General features: G+C 65.5%; 15 protein-coding genes. 11 read left to right on the plus strand and 4 right to left on the minus strand.

Annotated elements, in window-relative coordinates:
• The first annotated feature begins 268 nt into the window (after window positions 1-268).
• Window positions 269-469 carry a 50S ribosomal protein L35 gene (gene rpmI / locus JQ635_RS18765; RefSeq protein WP_008539890.1) on the plus strand — a complete coding sequence of 67 codons (201 nt, stop codon included), beginning with the start codon at window positions 269-271 and terminating at the stop codon, window positions 467-469.
• 83 nt (window positions 470-552) lie between these two features.
• Window positions 553-912: a 50S ribosomal protein L20 gene (gene rplT, locus JQ635_RS18770; protein WP_008143961.1), complete on the plus strand. Its 360-nt coding sequence runs from the start codon at window positions 553-555 to the stop codon at window positions 910-912.
• Window positions 913-948: 36 nt separating this feature from the next.
• On the opposite strand, the gene JQ635_RS18775 is transcribed toward rplT, so the two are convergent.
• Window positions 949-1,374, minus strand: a complete 426-nt coding sequence (locus tag JQ635_RS18775; RefSeq protein ID WP_211411308.1) for a hypothetical protein — start codon at window positions 1,372-1,374, stop codon at window positions 949-951.
• 152 nt (window positions 1,375-1,526) lie between these two features.
• On the opposite strand from JQ635_RS18775, the gene pheS reads away from it, so the two are divergent.
• The 4 genes from pheS to JQ635_RS18795 all read left to right on the plus strand — a co-directional run bounded on the left by pheS (window position 1,527) and on the right by JQ635_RS18795 (window position 6,332).
• Window positions 1,527-2,609: a phenylalanine--tRNA ligase subunit alpha gene (gene pheS, locus JQ635_RS18780; RefSeq protein WP_211411309.1), complete on the plus strand. Its 1,083-nt coding sequence runs from the start codon at window positions 1,527-1,529 to the stop codon at window positions 2,607-2,609.
• 104 nt (window positions 2,610-2,713) lie between these two features.
• Window positions 2,714-3,160 carry an endonuclease domain-containing protein gene (locus tag JQ635_RS18785; RefSeq protein WP_211411310.1) on the plus strand — a complete coding sequence of 149 codons (447 nt, stop codon included), beginning with the start codon at window positions 2,714-2,716 and terminating at the stop codon, window positions 3,158-3,160.
• A complete protein-coding gene (gene pheT / locus JQ635_RS18790) occupies window positions 3,157-5,565 on the plus strand; it encodes a phenylalanine--tRNA ligase subunit beta (protein ID WP_211411311.1) in 2,409 nt (802 codons plus the stop codon). The genes JQ635_RS18785 and pheT overlap by 4 nt, the downstream gene beginning before the upstream one ends.
• A complete protein-coding gene (locus JQ635_RS18795; RefSeq protein ID WP_211411312.1) occupies window positions 5,562-6,332 on the plus strand; it encodes a sulfite exporter TauE/SafE family protein in 771 nt (256 codons plus the stop codon). Before pheT ends, JQ635_RS18795 begins: the two co-directional genes overlap by 4 nt.
• Before the next feature lie 76 nt (window positions 6,333-6,408).
• Here the strand turns inward: JQ635_RS18795 and JQ635_RS18800 are convergent, their stop codons facing one another.
• Window positions 6,409-7,797: a flavin monoamine oxidase family protein gene (locus tag JQ635_RS18800; protein WP_211411313.1), complete on the minus strand. Its 1,389-nt coding sequence runs from the start codon at window positions 7,795-7,797 to the stop codon at window positions 6,409-6,411.
• 192 nt (window positions 7,798-7,989) lie between these two features.
• Between JQ635_RS18800 and JQ635_RS18805 the strand changes: the two genes are divergently transcribed.
• Window positions 7,990-8,955: a YiiX/YebB-like N1pC/P60 family cysteine hydrolase gene (locus JQ635_RS18805; RefSeq protein ID WP_211411314.1), complete on the plus strand. Its 966-nt coding sequence runs from the start codon at window positions 7,990-7,992 to the stop codon at window positions 8,953-8,955.
• A gap of 179 nt (window positions 8,956-9,134) precedes the next feature.
• Here the strand turns inward: JQ635_RS18805 and JQ635_RS18810 are convergent, their stop codons facing one another.
• Entirely contained in the window at window positions 9,135-9,410 is a 276-nt protein-coding gene (locus JQ635_RS18810; protein WP_028172468.1) for a metal-sensitive transcriptional regulator, read from the minus strand.
• Window positions 9,411-9,485: 75 nt separating this feature from the next.
• Here JQ635_RS18810 and JQ635_RS18815 point away from each other — a divergent pair, with 75 nt between their 5' ends.
• The 3 genes from JQ635_RS18815 (at window position 9,486) to JQ635_RS18825 (ending at window position 13,427) form a co-directional block, all read left to right on the plus strand.
• A complete protein-coding gene (locus JQ635_RS18815; RefSeq protein ID WP_211411315.1) occupies window positions 9,486-11,948 on the plus strand; it encodes a heavy metal translocating P-type ATPase in 2,463 nt (820 codons plus the stop codon).
• Window positions 11,949-12,005: 57 nt separating this feature from the next.
• Entirely contained in the window at window positions 12,006-12,452 is a 447-nt protein-coding gene (nikR, locus tag JQ635_RS18820; RefSeq protein WP_211411316.1) for a nickel-responsive transcriptional regulator NikR, read from the plus strand.
• A gap of 234 nt (window positions 12,453-12,686) precedes the next feature.
• Window positions 12,687-13,427 carry a sulfate transporter family protein gene (locus JQ635_RS18825; protein WP_211411317.1) on the plus strand — a complete coding sequence of 247 codons (741 nt, stop codon included), beginning with the start codon at window positions 12,687-12,689 and terminating at the stop codon, window positions 13,425-13,427.
• Between the two features lie 22 nt (window positions 13,428-13,449).
• Here the strand turns inward: JQ635_RS18825 and nth are convergent, their stop codons facing one another.
• Entirely contained in the window at window positions 13,450-14,202 is a 753-nt protein-coding gene (gene nth, locus JQ635_RS18830) for an endonuclease III (protein WP_211411318.1), read from the minus strand.
• 22 nt (window positions 14,203-14,224) lie between these two features.
• On the opposite strand from nth, the gene JQ635_RS18835 reads away from it, so the two are divergent.
• Window positions 14,225-14,743 (plus strand): DUF2244 domain-containing protein, encoded by a 519-nt coding sequence (locus JQ635_RS18835; protein ID WP_211411319.1) that lies wholly within the window; start codon window positions 14,225-14,227, stop codon window positions 14,741-14,743.
• The last annotated feature ends 52 nt before the right edge of the window (window positions 14,744-14,795 follow it).

The raw sequence follows: 14,795 nt of genomic DNA on the forward strand, positions 1-14,795 counted from the left end.
GACCTGCTTCAGGCGACAAGACTTGGACATGAGGGTAGCAACCTCCAATAGTCGGCGGGCAGGTTTCGGCGGTTCATCGTTGCCAATTGGCTTGTCCTCTGTCATAAGCCCAGCCTTCATCGCCCGGCTGATTAAGGGCTGCCGTGGCGGTGTTTCGTGCGGGTTTCGCGCTTGTCCGTAAAACCTGAGCACAATCAACGCTCTAACGAGCATTTTTGACGGCCAGCCGCCTTCGCGGGCGGATCTCTATGGCCATTAGGAGAGCCAAATGCCCAAGCTGAAGACCAAATCGGGCGCTAAAAAGCGCTTCAAGGTGACTGCCACCGGCAAAGTGATGCACGCCCAGCGCGGCAAGCGTCACGGCATGATCAAGCGGACGAAGAAGCAGATCCGTCAGCTCCGCGGCACCCGCGTGCTGTTCAAGACCGACGGCGACAACGTCAAGAAGTACTTCTTGCCGAACGCCTGATCGCGTCCACGATCACTGCCACCTCGCGCGCCGCAGCTTTCGCGGCGATCCGAAACCGAAGTCATCTCTGAAGGATTTTTGTCATGTCTCGCGTCAAACGCGGTGTGACCGCCCACGCCAAGCACAAGAAAGTCTACAAGGCCGCCAAGGGTTTCTACGGCCGCCGCAAGAACACCATCCGCGCCGCCAAGCCGGCCGTGGAAAAGGCCCAGCAATACGCCTTCCGCGACCGCAAGCGTAAGAAGCGGACGTTCCGCGCGCTCTGGATCCAGCGCATCAACGCCGCCGTCCGTCCGTTCGGCCTGACCTACAGCAAATTTATCGACGGCATGGCCAAGTCCGGGATCACCGTGGACCGCAAGGTGCTGTCGGATCTTGCGATCAGCGAGCCCGCCGCGTTCCAGGCGATCGCCGAGAAGGCCAAAGCCGCCCTTGCGGCGTAATACGGCGAAGGCCGCTCTGGCTGCTTAAGGCTTGCGCTAGCGGGCCTTAGGGCCCGCGGCCTTCAGCGCGCGTTGCGAATAGCGCTGGGCGACCTCCGCCCGGCAAAAAGCTGCGAACGAGAGATACATGGTGCCGGACTTGTTCCGGTATTTCTGGTCGCAGACGCGCATCTCGCGTTTGTAAGCCTGCTGCTGCGCCGTGGTGAGACCGGGCATGAAGTCCGCCTCGCACTTCTTCTCGACGGCGGCGCCGAGCTGGACATCGCCGCTCGCGGTCAATTGGCAATCCTGAAACACCTTCATCGCGCTTTCGCAGCCCTTCTGCTTGTTGATGGTGTCGACGACCTCATCCAGCGTCATGGATGTCTCCATGCAGACCATGGCGTGCGCAGGGGTGCCTGCGACCGACAGGATGACCGCCAGAACGGCAGGAAGAGCGGTAAGACAGGGTCTCGAAAGCATCGCAAAGGTCTCCTCGTATTCCCCTTGGTGCCGGGTCCCCGCGCAGGGTTCAACCCAGCCGGCCATGTGCCCGAAATGACCGGCTTTTTGCTTGACGTTACGGCCTTCGGGCGGCGACAACCCAGCCGAATTTTGGCAGCAAGGATTTGACTGTGTCCGACCTCGCAACGCTCGAAACATCCATCCTCGACCAGATCGCCACCGCCGGCGATGAAGCCGCCCTGGAAACGGTGCGCGTCGCGGCCCTCGGCAAGAAGGGCTCGATCTCGGCGCTGCTTGCCACGCTCGGCAAGATGTCGCCGGACGAGCGCAAGACGCAAGGCGCCGCGATCAACCTCGCCAAGGACAACGTCACGCAGGCCCTCGCCGCAAAGCGCGACGTGCTGAAGTCGGCAGCGCTCGATGCGCGGCTCGCCTCGGAAACCATCGACGTGACGCTGCCGCTGCGCGATGCGGCAGCCGAGGCCGGCCGCATCCATCCGCTGAGCCAGGTCTGGGACGAGCTCACCACCATCTTCGCCGACATGGGATTCTCGGTGGCCGAAGGCCCTGACATCGAGACCGACGACTACAACTTCACCAAGCTGAATTTCCCGGAAGGCCATCCGGCGCGCGAGATGCACGACACGTTCTTCTTCCATCCGAAGGAGGACGGCTCGCGCATGCTGCTGCGAACCCACACCTCGCCGGTGCAGGTGCGCACCATGCTGAGCCAGAAGCCGCCGATCCGTGTGATCTGCCCGGGCCGCACCTACCGCATCGATTCGGACGCGACCCACACACCGCAATTCCACCAGGTCGAAGGCCTCGTCATCGACAAGGGCTCGCATCTCGGCCACCTCAAATGGATCCTGCACGAGTTCTGCAAGGCGTTCTTCGAGGTCGACCACATCAACATGCGCTTCCGGCCCTCGTTCTTCCCGTTCACCGAGCCGTCGCTGGAAGTCGACATCCAGTGCCGCCGCGACAAGGGCGAGATCCGCTTCGGCGAGGGCGAGGACTGGCTGGAGATTCTCGGCTGCGGCATGGTGCATCCGAACGTGCTGCGCGCCTGCGGCATCGATCCCGACGAGTACCAGGGCTTTGCCTGGGGCATGGGCATCGACCGCATCGCCATGCTGAAATACGGCATCGCCGATTTGCGCCAGCTGTTCGACAGCGACGTCCGCTGGCTGTCCCACTACGGCTTCAAGCCGCTGGAGGTGCCGACGCTGGCGGGAGGATTGAGCACGTGAACGCTTGCCGGGATACGATTGCTCCAGCCGCAAGGACGGTCGGACTCCCTCTCCCGCTTGCGGGGGAGGGTTGGGGTGGGGGTCTCTCCTCGATGGGGTTGCCAATGGTCGATCCTGAACATCCGAGCTGGAAAGTAACGGTCAAGCTGCGTGCCAATGCTCGCGCACTCAGGCGCGACTCAACCGACGCAGAACGAATCCTCTGGTCGGAGTTGCGCGGCAACCGGCTGAATGGCGCGAGCTTTCGCCGTCAGGTGCCGATCGAGCACTACATCGCTGATTTCATCTGCCACGCGGCAAAGCTCGTTATCGAACTTGATGGCGGCCAACATTTCTCGGACGAAGGCGAGCGTGCCGACGCGCGTCGCTCTGCCGCGATCGAAGCGAAGGGCTTCAAAGTGCTTCGCTTCAGCAATCTCGACGTCATGACCAATCGTGCCGGCGTTCTCGAAACAATCGCGACCACCGTCGCGGAGAGAGCCCCCACCCCAACCCTCCCCCGCAAGCGGGAGAGGGAGCAGACCGTCCTCGTGGAGAAAAAGCGGCCATGAAATTCACCCTCTCCTGGCTGAAGGACCATCTCGAGACCGACGAGCCGCTCGAAAAACTCGCCGACAAGCTCACCATGATCGGGCTCGAGGTCGAGAACATCGAGGACAAGGCGAAGGCGCTGAAGCCGTTCACCATTGCGAAGGTGATCTCGGCCGAGCAGCATCCGAACGCGGACCGGTTGCGCGTCTGCATGGTCGACACCGGCGACGGTGGTGCGCCCGTGCAGGTCGTGTGCGGCGCGCCGAATGCGCGGACGGGCCTCGTCAGCGTGTTCTCAGCCCCCGGCACCTACATTCCCGGCAAGGACATCACGCTCGGCGTCGGCACCATTCGCGGTGTCGAGAGCCGGGGCATGCTGTGCTCGGCGGCCGAATTGCAGATCTCCAACGACCATGACGGCATCATGGAGTTGCCGGCGGACGCGCCGATCGGCGCTGCTTACGCCGAATGGGCCGCGCTCGGCGATCCCGTGCTCGAGATCAACCTGACGCCGAACCGGCAGGACTGCACCGGCGTGCACGGCATCGCGCGCGATCTCGCCGCCGCCGACATGGGCAAGTTCAAGGACCCGACCATCAAGCAGATCAAGGGCGAATTCCCGTGTCCGGTGAAGGTCACGGTCGAGGACGCCACGCTCTGCCCGGGCTTTGCGCTCCGCCTCGTGCGCGGCGTCAAGAACGGGCCGTCGCCGGAATGGCTGCAGAAGCGGCTCACCGCGATCGGCCTGCGCCCGATCAACGCGCTGGTCGACATCACCAACTTCATGACCTACGACCGCGCGCGCCCGCTGCACGTGTTCGACGCCAAGAAGGTGAAGGGCAATCTCGTCGTGCGCCGCGCGCGCGACGGCGAGACGCTGCTGGCGCTCGACGGCCGCACCTACAATCTCGATCCCGCCATTTGCGTGATCGCAGACGAGCACGGCGTCGAATCGCTCGCCGGCATCATGGGCGGCGAGGCCTCGGGCTGCGACGAGAACACCACCGACGTGCTGATCGAATCGGCGCTGTGGAACGAGATCAACATCGCCCAGACCGGCCGCAAGCTCGGCATCAATTCCGATGCGCGCTATCGCTTCGAGCGCGGCGTCGATCCAGCCTTCATGGTGCCCGGCCTCGAGCTCGCGACGAAACTCGTGATGGAGATGTGCGGCGGCGCGCCGTCCGAGAACGTCGTGGTCGGCAAGGCCTTCGGCGACGACCGCGTGATCGATTTCCCGATCACTGAAGTGAAGCGCCTGTCCGGCATCGAGGTGCCGCAGGTCGAGATGAAGCGCATCCTGACCCATCTCGGCTTCATGATGGCGGGCCCCGGCCCGGTGGTGAAGGTCGCGGTGCCGTCCTGGCGCTCCGACGTGCACGGCAAGGCCGACATCGTCGAGGAGATCGTCCGCATCTTCGGCGTCGACAAGGTGCCGATGACGCCGTTCGAGCGCGGCGAGGACGCGCGCAAGCCCGTGCTGACGCCGCTGCAGCTGCGCACCCGCCGCGCCCGGCGCGCGCTGGCGAGCCGCGGCATGGTCGAAGCCGTCACCTGGTCGTTCATCGCCAAGCCTGCGGCCGAATTGTTCGGCGGCGGCCAGCGTGTGCTCGAGGTGGCCAACCCGATCGCGTCCGATCTCTCCGACATGCGTCCGACCTTGCTCGCCGGCCTGATCGCGGCGGCGCAGGCCAATGCCGATCGCGGCTTTGGCGATGTCGCGCTGTTCGAGGTCGGTCAGGTGTTCAAGGGCGATCGCCCGCAGGACCAGTTCATGGCGGCGAGTGGCGTTCGCCGCGGCTTTGCTTCGTCCGAAGGTCTCGGACGGCACTGGACCGGCTCGACGCAGGCCGATGTGTTCGACGCGAAAGCCGATGCGCTGGCGGTGCTGGCCGCGGCCGGCGCGCCGATGCAAGCGCTGCAGATCGTTGCCGGCGGACCGTCCTGGCTGCATCCGGGTCGCTCCGGCACGATCCAGATCGGGCCGCAGAACGTGCTCGGCACCTTCGGCGAAGTACATCCGCGCGCGCTCGAAGCGCTCGGCGCCGACGGGCCGCTGATGGTGTTTGAGGTGATCCTCGACCGCATCCCGGAGGCGAAGAAGAAGCCGACCCGCGCCAAGCCCTTGATCGAGCTCTCGGCCTTCCAGCCGGTGTCGCGCGATTTTGCGTTCATCGTCGATCGCGGCGTCAAGGCCGGCGACATCGTTCGCGCTGCGCAGGGCGTCGACAAGAAGCTGATCACCGGCGTCAACGTCTTCGACGTCTACGAGGGCAAGGGCATCGACGATGGCAAGAAGTCGATCGCGGTCGCGGTCACGCTTCAGCCGCGCGAGAAGACCCTGACCGATCAGGAGATCGAGGCCGTCGCTGCGAAGATCGTTGCCGAGGTCACCAAGAAGACCGGCGGCCTTCTGCGCGGATGACCCTCGCTGATTTCCTCCCGAAGGACGTCAGCCTCACTATCGCGGCGGCGCTCTGCGCCGTCGCTTTCGTTTCGGGCACCGCGCGCGGCTTTTCCGGATTTGGCTCGGCGCTGATCTTCATGCCGCTGGCGAGCAGCATCGCAGCGCCGCAGCTCGTTGCCGCACTGCTGCTGGTGATCGATTTCGTCGCGGCCGCGCCGCTGCTGCCGGATGCGTGGCGGAAGGCGGATCGTAAAGCCACCGCCGTGATCGTGCTGGGCGCGCTGATCGGCGTCCCCGTCGGCACCTATTTCCTCAGCGTGCTCGAGCCCGTCACCACGCGCTGGATCATCTCCTGCTTCGTTGCGGCACTGCTGCTTCTGCTGCTGTCGGGCTGGCGCTATCGCGGCAAGGACCACGCTTGGCTCTCGGTCGGCATCGGCGGCCTCTCCGGCTTCTGCAGCGGCCTCGCGCAGACCGGCGGTCCGCCGATCGTCGGCTACTGGCTCGGTCGTCCCATCGCGCCGATCGTCGCGCGCGCCAACATCGTGCTGTTCTTCGGCGCCTCGGATCTGTTCTCGATGGTCAGCTACGCCAGCACGGGCCTGATCAGCCGCGAATCGCTGGTGCTCTCGCTGATCGTCGGCCCGGTCTATGCGCTCGGCGTCGCCTTCGGCGCTTCGCTGTTCGGCCGCGCCAGCGAAAAGGTGTTTCGCGGAATCTGCTACGCGCTGATTGCGATGGCGGTGATTTTTGGGTTGCCGGCGTTGGACGGGGTGTTGCGCTGACAATCTCAGCCGTCGTCCCGGACAAGCGTCAGCCCAGATCCGGGACGACGGTGGAGTTTGTTGCAGCTTAGTTGCCCTACTGCCTTGGCGCCCGCCGTTTCTTCGTCGACTGCGTCGGCACGTCGGCCGGCTCGTCCTTGATCGCGCCGATCTTGCGCAGGGCGGCATCCGCGGCGCGTTCGCCGCTTTCCCAGGCGCCGTCGACGGTGCCCCACAATGTCTCGTGGGTGGCTTCGCCCGCAAGGAAGACATTGCCGATCGGCTCGGTCAGGATCTTTCGCGAGAGCTGGCCGCCGGGCGACGACGCCGACATCGCACCCATCACGTAAGGCGAGGCATTCCAGCGCGTCGCGCTGGTCTTTTGCACGGCGACCGCCGCTTCGCTGCCGAACAGCTTTGAGATCCATTCCTTCGCGAAGGCGGCCATGGCCTTCTCGCCCTGCTCGGAGAGATCGCGGCCGAACGAGCCGCCGACATCGATCGAGCACAGCGAGGAGCCGCCTATGTTGGCGTACATCAGCGCCGTGCGGGTCGAGTTGCTCTGCTCAATCAGGATGTCGTCACGCGACAGGCCGAGCGGATTGCCGGGAAGCTGCAGCACGATGTGGTCGTAGCTGCCGAGGGAGAGCTTAGACGCGGCATCGAGCGTGCGCTTGGGGATATCGGGTGCGAACTTGATCGCGCCTGAGGTCAGCACATTGGTCGAGACCGTGATGATGGCGGCGCGCGCGGCGATCTTGCCGGATTGCGTCTCCACGCTGACGTCGCGGTTGCTCCAGGCGATCCGGCTCGCCGGTGTCGACAACGCGACCGGCGCCTGCTCGCCGAGCTTGGTGATCAGCGTGCCCAGCCCCTGACGGCAGGCGATCGCGGCATTGCGATCCTGCGCACGCGCCTTGTCGATCGCGGACAGCTCCTTCAAATCCTTGCCGGCAAAGCTCGCGCCCAGCATGAACTCGGCCGCGCCGGCCCAGTCGCCGAGGTCCTTCGGCAACACGGACGCGCAGGACGTATCGAGCTTGCCGCGCGCGGCCTCGTCGATGGCACGGTTGGCGCGCACCAGCGCCGCCAGAAATTCCTCGGTCTCGCCCGCGCGTGCGTTGCGGCGGCCGATGCGCATCTTCTGGCCGGCCGGCGCCTGCACCACGTCGAGCCCGGCACTGCGCGCCAGGCGGATCATCGGATTGGTCTCGGGATTGTGCATCCAGCGCGCACCGCGGTCGAACGGCACGTCGAAGGTCGTGGTATCCGTGATGCAGCGGCCGCCGACCTGCGAGGCCGCCTCCACCACCACGACCTTGCGATTGGCGGCCATGATGCGCCGCGCTGCAGCGATGCCGGCGGCGCCAGCGCCGATCACCACGATGTCGGCCTCGCGCGGCAGAGGTGCGGCGGTTGCGCGCAGGGCCGGCATGGCGGCAAGGGCCGCCGACGCCGAAAGGAAGCCGCGGCGCGTGATTGTCATGTCATGGTTTCCGGAGACTTGCGGCGAACGGGAACAGCCAGCGAACCTTGGCGCATCTGATGTTGCACGGCAACCATCATGGTGAATCAATCGTGCTTGATCTCACAGAGTGATGAACCGAATTGCAACACGTTTCGACCATGATAGAGAAGGGAAAAAAGACGGCCGGAAAAGGCCTTGGGGGAGTTCGACATGGGGACGGTCCTTGATTCAGTCGGCAAGCTGATTGCCGCGTACCTCTCGAAGGAGGTGCCGGGCTATGAGCCGTTCACGCCGAGCGACCCCGAGCATCTGCGCGGCATCATCGAGCCCGGCGACGTGCTGCTGGTCGAGGGCAACAACCGCATCTCCGGCATCATCAAATATCTGACGCAGTCGACCTGGTCGCATGCCGCGCTCTATGTCGGTCCGGTCGAGGGCGCCACGGAGCCCAACGGCGAGCCGCATGTGCTGATCGAGGCCAATATCGGCGAAGGCGTCACCTCGGCACCGCTGTCGAAATATTTCCCTTATCACACCCGCGTCTGCCGCCCGGTCGGGCTGTCCCATGAGGACCGCACCACGGTCTGCCGCTATGCGATCAACCGCATCGGCTTCGGCTACGACACCAAGAACATCCTCGACCTGATGCGCTTCCTGTTTCCGCTGCCGGTGCCGCAGCGCTGGCGGCGGCGCATGATCGCGCTCGGCTCGGGCGACCCGACCAAGATCATCTGCTCGGCGCTGATCGCGCAGGCTTTCGACGCGGTGCGCTATCCGATCCTGCCGAAGATCACCAAGGCCGGCAGCCGTGCCGCTCGCCGCGAGATCCTGCACATCCGCGATTCCTCGCTCTACATGCCCCGCGACTTCGACATCTCGCCCTATTTCGAGGTGGTGAAGCCGACCATCGTCAACGGATTCGACTACACCGCCCTGCACTGGGCGGACAAGCAAAAGCCGCTCGAGGAGGTGGCGGGCACATTCAGTGTGTTTCCAGAAACGCTCCGTGCGCCGCCGCTCGTTCCTGAAGCGGTTGACGAAGAGACGCCGGCTGAAATTCCGGCTGAGGAAGTGAACGCGCAACCCGCGGAGATGGGCGCGACCTTCTCCGAGCATTTTGTGCTGCTTAGCGAGCTCGCAACGTACCGCGCGCGGGCGCGGGTGGTGGCGGCTTAATCCTCAGTGTCGTCCCGGCGCAGGCCGGGACCCATACCGCGTGATCTATCGATCATGCTCGATGGAAATACCGAGCGACTAGTCTTCGCCACACCACTCCCTGTGGTTATGGGTCCCGGCCTTCGCCGGGACGACTCGCGGAGGTATTGTGCGCACCTCACAGGCGGCAGCGCACGCCCCTACCGCTCCGCCCGTCCGATCACCGCCATCAGCTCTGCGATCTTCGCGCGCTGGTCGGCCTTGTCGCCGCTGGTGATGGCGTGCTCGACGCAATGGGCGACGTGGTCCTTCAGGACCTCCTCCTCGACCCGGCGCAGCGCGGCGCGCACCGCCGAGATCTGCGTTACGATGTCGATGCAGTAGCGGTCTTCCTCTACCATTTTCGAGAGGCCGCGAACCTGGCCCTCGATCCGGCCGAGGCGTTTTCCGACAGATGCCTTGATGTCTTTGCGCATGCGGTCTATATACCCCTACCGGGTATGGGTTGCAAGACCCAAGGACGAGACCAGGTGCAGGACCGGAGCATGGGAATGAACAAGAACGAACACGAGCATCATCACGACGCGGAAACGCATTCCGGATGCGGCTGTTCCACGAAGGCGGCGACGCCGGCAGCGAAGCCCGCAGCCTCCTCATGCTGCGGCGGCCACGGCGATCATTCCGGCCATGCCCATCATCACGGCCATGACCACGGTGATGCCGGAACCAAGGTGAAAGATCCCGTCTGCGGCATGACGGTCGATCCCGCGACGTCAAAGCATCGCTTCGAACATCACGGCGAGACTTTCCATTTCTGCTCGGCCGGCTGCCGCACCAAGTTCGCCGCCGATCCCGCAAAATACCTCGCCAAGGAGAAGGCACCCGAGCCTGAGATGCCCGCGGGCACGATCTACACCTGCCCGATGCATCCCGAGATCCGTCAGGTCGGCCCCGGCACCTGCCCGATCTGCGGCATGGCGCTGGAGCCGGAGGTCGCAAGCCTCGAGACCGGCCCCAATCCGGAGCTCGCCGACATGACGCGGCGGTTCTGGATCGGCGGCGTGCTGTCGCTGCCGCCGGTGGTGCTTGAGATGGGCGGCCATCTCGCAGGCCCCCACAGCTGGATCGATCCGACGCTGTCGAACTGGATCCAGTTCGTCTTCGCCACACCCGTGGTGCTGTGGGCCGGCTGGCCGTTCTTCGTCCGCGGCTGGCAGTCGCTGCTGACGCGCAACCTCAACATGTTCACGCTGATCGCGATGGGCACCGGGGTTGCCTATGTCTACAGCGTGCTCGGCACGGTCACACCGCAGATCTTCCCCGCCGCGTTCCGCGGGCATGAGGGCGCGGTTGCGATCTATTTCGAGGCGGCCGCCGTCATCACCGTGCTGGTGCTGCTCGGCCAGGTGCTGGAGCTGCGCGCCCGCGATGCGACCTCGGGTGCGATCAAGGCGCTGCTGCAGCTCGCGCCCAAGACCGCGCGCCGCGTCGACGCTGACGGCAGCGAGCATGAGGTGGAGATCGACACGCTCCATGCCGGCGACCGGCTGCGCGTACGTCCGGGTGAGAAAGTGCCGGTCGACGGCGTCATCCTGGAGGGGCGCTCGTCGCTGGATGAATCGCTCGTCACCGGCGAATCCATGCCGGTCACCAAGGAAGCCGGCGCGAAAGTCATCGCCGGCACGCTGAATCAGTCCGGCAGCTTCATCATGCGCGCCGACAAGGTCGGGCGCGAGACGCTGCTGTCGCAGATCGTGCAGATGGTCGCGGATGCGCAGCGCTCGCGTGCGCCGATCCAGCGCCTGGCCGACCAGGTCGCCGGCTGGTTCGTGCCGGCCGTGATCGTCGTCGCCGTCGCCGCCTTTGCCGCCTGGTCCTGGTTCGGACCGGAGCCGCGGCTCGCCTTCGGCCTCGTCGCCGCCGTCAGCGTGCTGATCATCGCCTGCCCCTGTGCGCTGGGCCTCGCAACCCCGATGTCGATCATGGTTGCCGTCGGCCGCGGCGCGCAAGGTGGCGTGCTGATCAAGAACGCCGAAGCACTGGAGCGGATGGAGAAGATCGACACGCTGGTGGTCGACAAGACCGGCACGCTGACCGAGGGCAAGCCCAAGGTGGTCGGAATCGTGCCGGCAGCCGGCTTTGCGGAAAACGACATCCTGCGCATCGCGGCCACCGTCGAGCGCGCCAGCGAGCATCCCCTGGCCGACGCCATCGTGCGTGCGGCGAAGGAGAAGCAGCTCGCTCTCGGAACGGTCGAGGGGTTCGATTCGCCGACAGGCAAAGGCGCGACCGGCAAGGTGGACGGCAAGACCGTCGTGCTCGGCAATGCCAGATATCTGTCGTCGATCGGTATCGACACCAAGGCGCTCGACGCCGAGGCCGAGCGGCTGCGCGGCGACGGCGCGACCGTGATCAACATGGCCGTCGACGGCCGGCTTGCCGGCCTGTTCGCGATCGCCGATCCGGTCAAGGCCTCGACACCGGAGGCGCTGAAGGCGCTGGCGGGCGAAGGCATCAAGGTGATCATGCTGACCGGCGACAACCGCACGACGGCCGAGGCCGTGGCGCGCCGGCTCGGCATCGCCGAGGTCGAGGCCGAGGTGCTGCCGGACCAGAAGAGCGCGGTGGTGACCAAGCTGCAAAAGGCCGGCCGCAGCGTCGCGATGGCCGGCGACGGCGTCAACGACGCGCCGGCGCTGGCTGCCGCCGAAGTCGGCATCGCCATGGGCACCGGCACGGACGTCGCCATGGAAAGTGCCGGCGTCACCCTGCTCAAGGGCGATCTGGTCGGTATCGTGCGCGCGCGAAAACTGTCGCAGGCGACCATGAGCAACATCCGCCAGAACCTGTTCTTCGCCTTCATCTACAACGCCGCCGGCATCCCGATCGCGGCCGGCATCCTCTATCCGGCGTTCGGCCTGCTGCTCTCCCCGATCATCGCAGCGGCGGCGATGGCGCTGTCCTCGGTGAGCGTGGTCGGCAACGCGCTGCGGCTTCGTGCGACGCGGCTGTGAGTGTCGCAAAATCCGTGTAAAACAGGTCCATTCGGCGATATGCGCGGAGAGGACCTGATGCAGCGGATAACGATCACGATCGAGGACGACCTCCTGGCGGAGATCGACGCTGCGGCCGAGGCGCGCGGTTACCAGAACCGCTCCGAGATCATCCGCGATCTCGCACGCGCCGGGCTGCAGCAGAGCACCGAGGACACCGCGCAGACCGGCCAATGCGTCGCCGGTCTCGTCTATGTCTACGACCACGCCGCACGCGATCTGTCGAAACGTCTGGTGCAGGAATTCCACGGCCACCACGACCTCGCGCTGGCGACGCTGCACGTCCATCTCGACGACAACAATTGCATGGAGATGACGGCGTTGCGCGGCGCAGCCGATGAGGTCCGGCATTTCGCCGACCACATCATCGCCGAACGCGGCGTGCGCTACGGCCGCGTGGTGATGATCCCGACCGGCGACGGCAAGCAGGTGAAGGCGCGCAAGCACGGGCACCGGCACGAGTAGGCACGAGCCGCACACACGGTGCCGACCCCTCTCCCCTTGTGGGAGAGGGTGGCTCACCGCGGAGCGGTGAGACGGGTGAGGGGTATGTCTCCGAGCACTCCGCGCGGATAGATACCCCTCATCCGGCGTTTCGCGCCACCTTCTCCCACAAGGGGAGAAGGGAAGCCGCCCGCCCTTGCCGAAGCCGCATTCGGTGTCTACCTCTCGCGAAGTGTTTACCTCAGAGGATCCCCCATGCTGGATGCCGCCGTGAAGGCGCTGTCGCAAATGATCTCGCCGCCGATGCGCTCGATCCTGTGGCGTTCGATCGGGCTCGCGCTCGTGCTGATCACCGTGCTGGCGATCGGCCTGCAGCGGCTCTTGAGCTGGTTTGCGACCTACGGCGAGGTCTGGCTGGAAGGCCTGCTCGGGCCGGGCTGGCACTCCTCGCTCGAGGTTCTCTCCTGGATCGTCTCGATCGCGGCGGGGCTTGGCGTCGTGTTCGGCGGCATCTTCCTGATGCCGGCGATCACGTCGGTGGTGGCGAGCCTGTTCGTCGACGATGTCGCCGAGATCGTCGAGCGCGAGCACTATCCCGCCGAGCGGCCGGGCGTCGCGCTGCCGTTCAGCCAGGCGATCCTCGAGGGCGTCAAGACCGCGCTGCTGGCCATCCTGGTTTACCTGGCCGCGCTGCCGCTGGTGTTGTTCGCCGGCGCGGGCTTCCTGATCTTCTTCATCGCCGCCGCCTGGCTCCTCGGCCGCGAATATTTCGAGCTCGCCGCGATGCGCTTCCGCCCGCCGGAGGAAGCCAAGGCGATGCGGCGCGACAATGCCGCGACCATCTTCACCGCCGGCCTCTTCATCGCCGCCTTCGTCTCGATCCCGATCGTCAATCTGGCGACGCCGATCTTCGGCATGGCCTTCATGGTCCACATGCACAAGCGGCTGTCGGGCCCGCGACCGGAGCTGATCGAGCCGGCGCGCCAGATGCGCTGACGACGGCCGGCGCGCGGGCGGCTCAGACCGTCTTCTCCGGCCAGCGGCAGAGATCGTTGATCAGGCACACCTCGCAGCGCGGCTTGCGCGCGAGGCAGGTATAGCGGCCGTGCAGGATCAGCCAATGATGGGCGTGCAGCATGAACTCGGCCGGGATCACCTTTTCGAGGCCAAGCTCGACTTCGAGCGGCGTCTTGCCGGGCGCAAGCCCCGTGCGATTGCCGACGCGGAAGACATGGGTATCCACCGCCATGGTGTGCTCGCCGAAGGCCATGTTGAGCACCACGTTCGCGGTCTTGCGTCCGGCGCCGGGCAATGACTCGATCTCGGCGCGCGTGCGCGGCACCTCGCCGCCGAAATCGCTGAGCACCTTTGCCGAGAGCGCGATCACGTTCTTGGCCTTGGTGCGATAGAGGCCGATGGTCTTGATGTAGTCGCGCAAGCGCTCCTCGCCGAGATCGAGCATCTTCTGCGGCGTGTCGGCGACCTCGAACAATGCCCGTGTCGCCTTGTTGACGCCGGCGTCGGTCGCCTGCGCCGACAGCACCACCGCGACCAGCAGCGTGAACGGGTTGACGTGCTCGAGCTCGCCCTTCGGCTCCGGATTGGCCTTGCGGAAGCGGCTGAAGACCTCGCGGATCTCGGCGGGCGTCCACGGTTTCATGGCCTTGAGCGATTTCTTCGCCGGGGCACTCGGCTTGGCGGCGGTCGCCTTTGCCTTTTTCATCGACACGGCGGCTTTGCGCGGGACCGGCTTGCGGGTGATTTTCGCCATGATCGGGATATACTGAGGGACGATGAGCACAGGCAACGAAATTGAGCGCGAGAACGAGGTGCAGATCTTCTCTGCGCTGTTGACGCCGCACCGCTCGCTGAACCGCACCGGCTTCCTCGCCGTGATGCTGTTCCTGAGCGTCGTCAGCTTTGCCACCGGCCTCGCCTTCCTGATGAAGGGCGCCTGGCCCGTGCTCGGCTTCTTTGGTCTCGACGTGCTCGTGGTCTGGTGGGCCTTCAAGGTCAATTTCGGCACGGGGCGGGCGCGCGAGGAGATCACCGTCACGACCTCCGAGCTGCGCGTGAGGCGCATCAGCCATCGCGGCCAGGTCGCTGAATGGACCTTCAATCCGCTCTGGGTCCGCCTCGACATGGAAGTCGACGAGGATTTCGGCATCGAGCATCTCTATCTGATCTCGCGCGGCCACCAGATCCAGATCGCGAGATTCCTGGGTCCGGAGGAAAAGGCTAGCTTTTACAAAGGCTTGATTGAGGCTCTGAACGCCGCCAAGCGTGGCCCGACCTACAACCCGATCAGCTGATCCCAGTCGGAAATCGGGTGGTTTCAAACCCGCCCCTCTCCTACATTTCCGG

Source organism: Bradyrhizobium iriomotense, from assembly GCF_018130765.1.
Lineage (GTDB): Bacteria > Pseudomonadota > Alphaproteobacteria > Rhizobiales > Xanthobacteraceae > Bradyrhizobium > Bradyrhizobium iriomotense_A.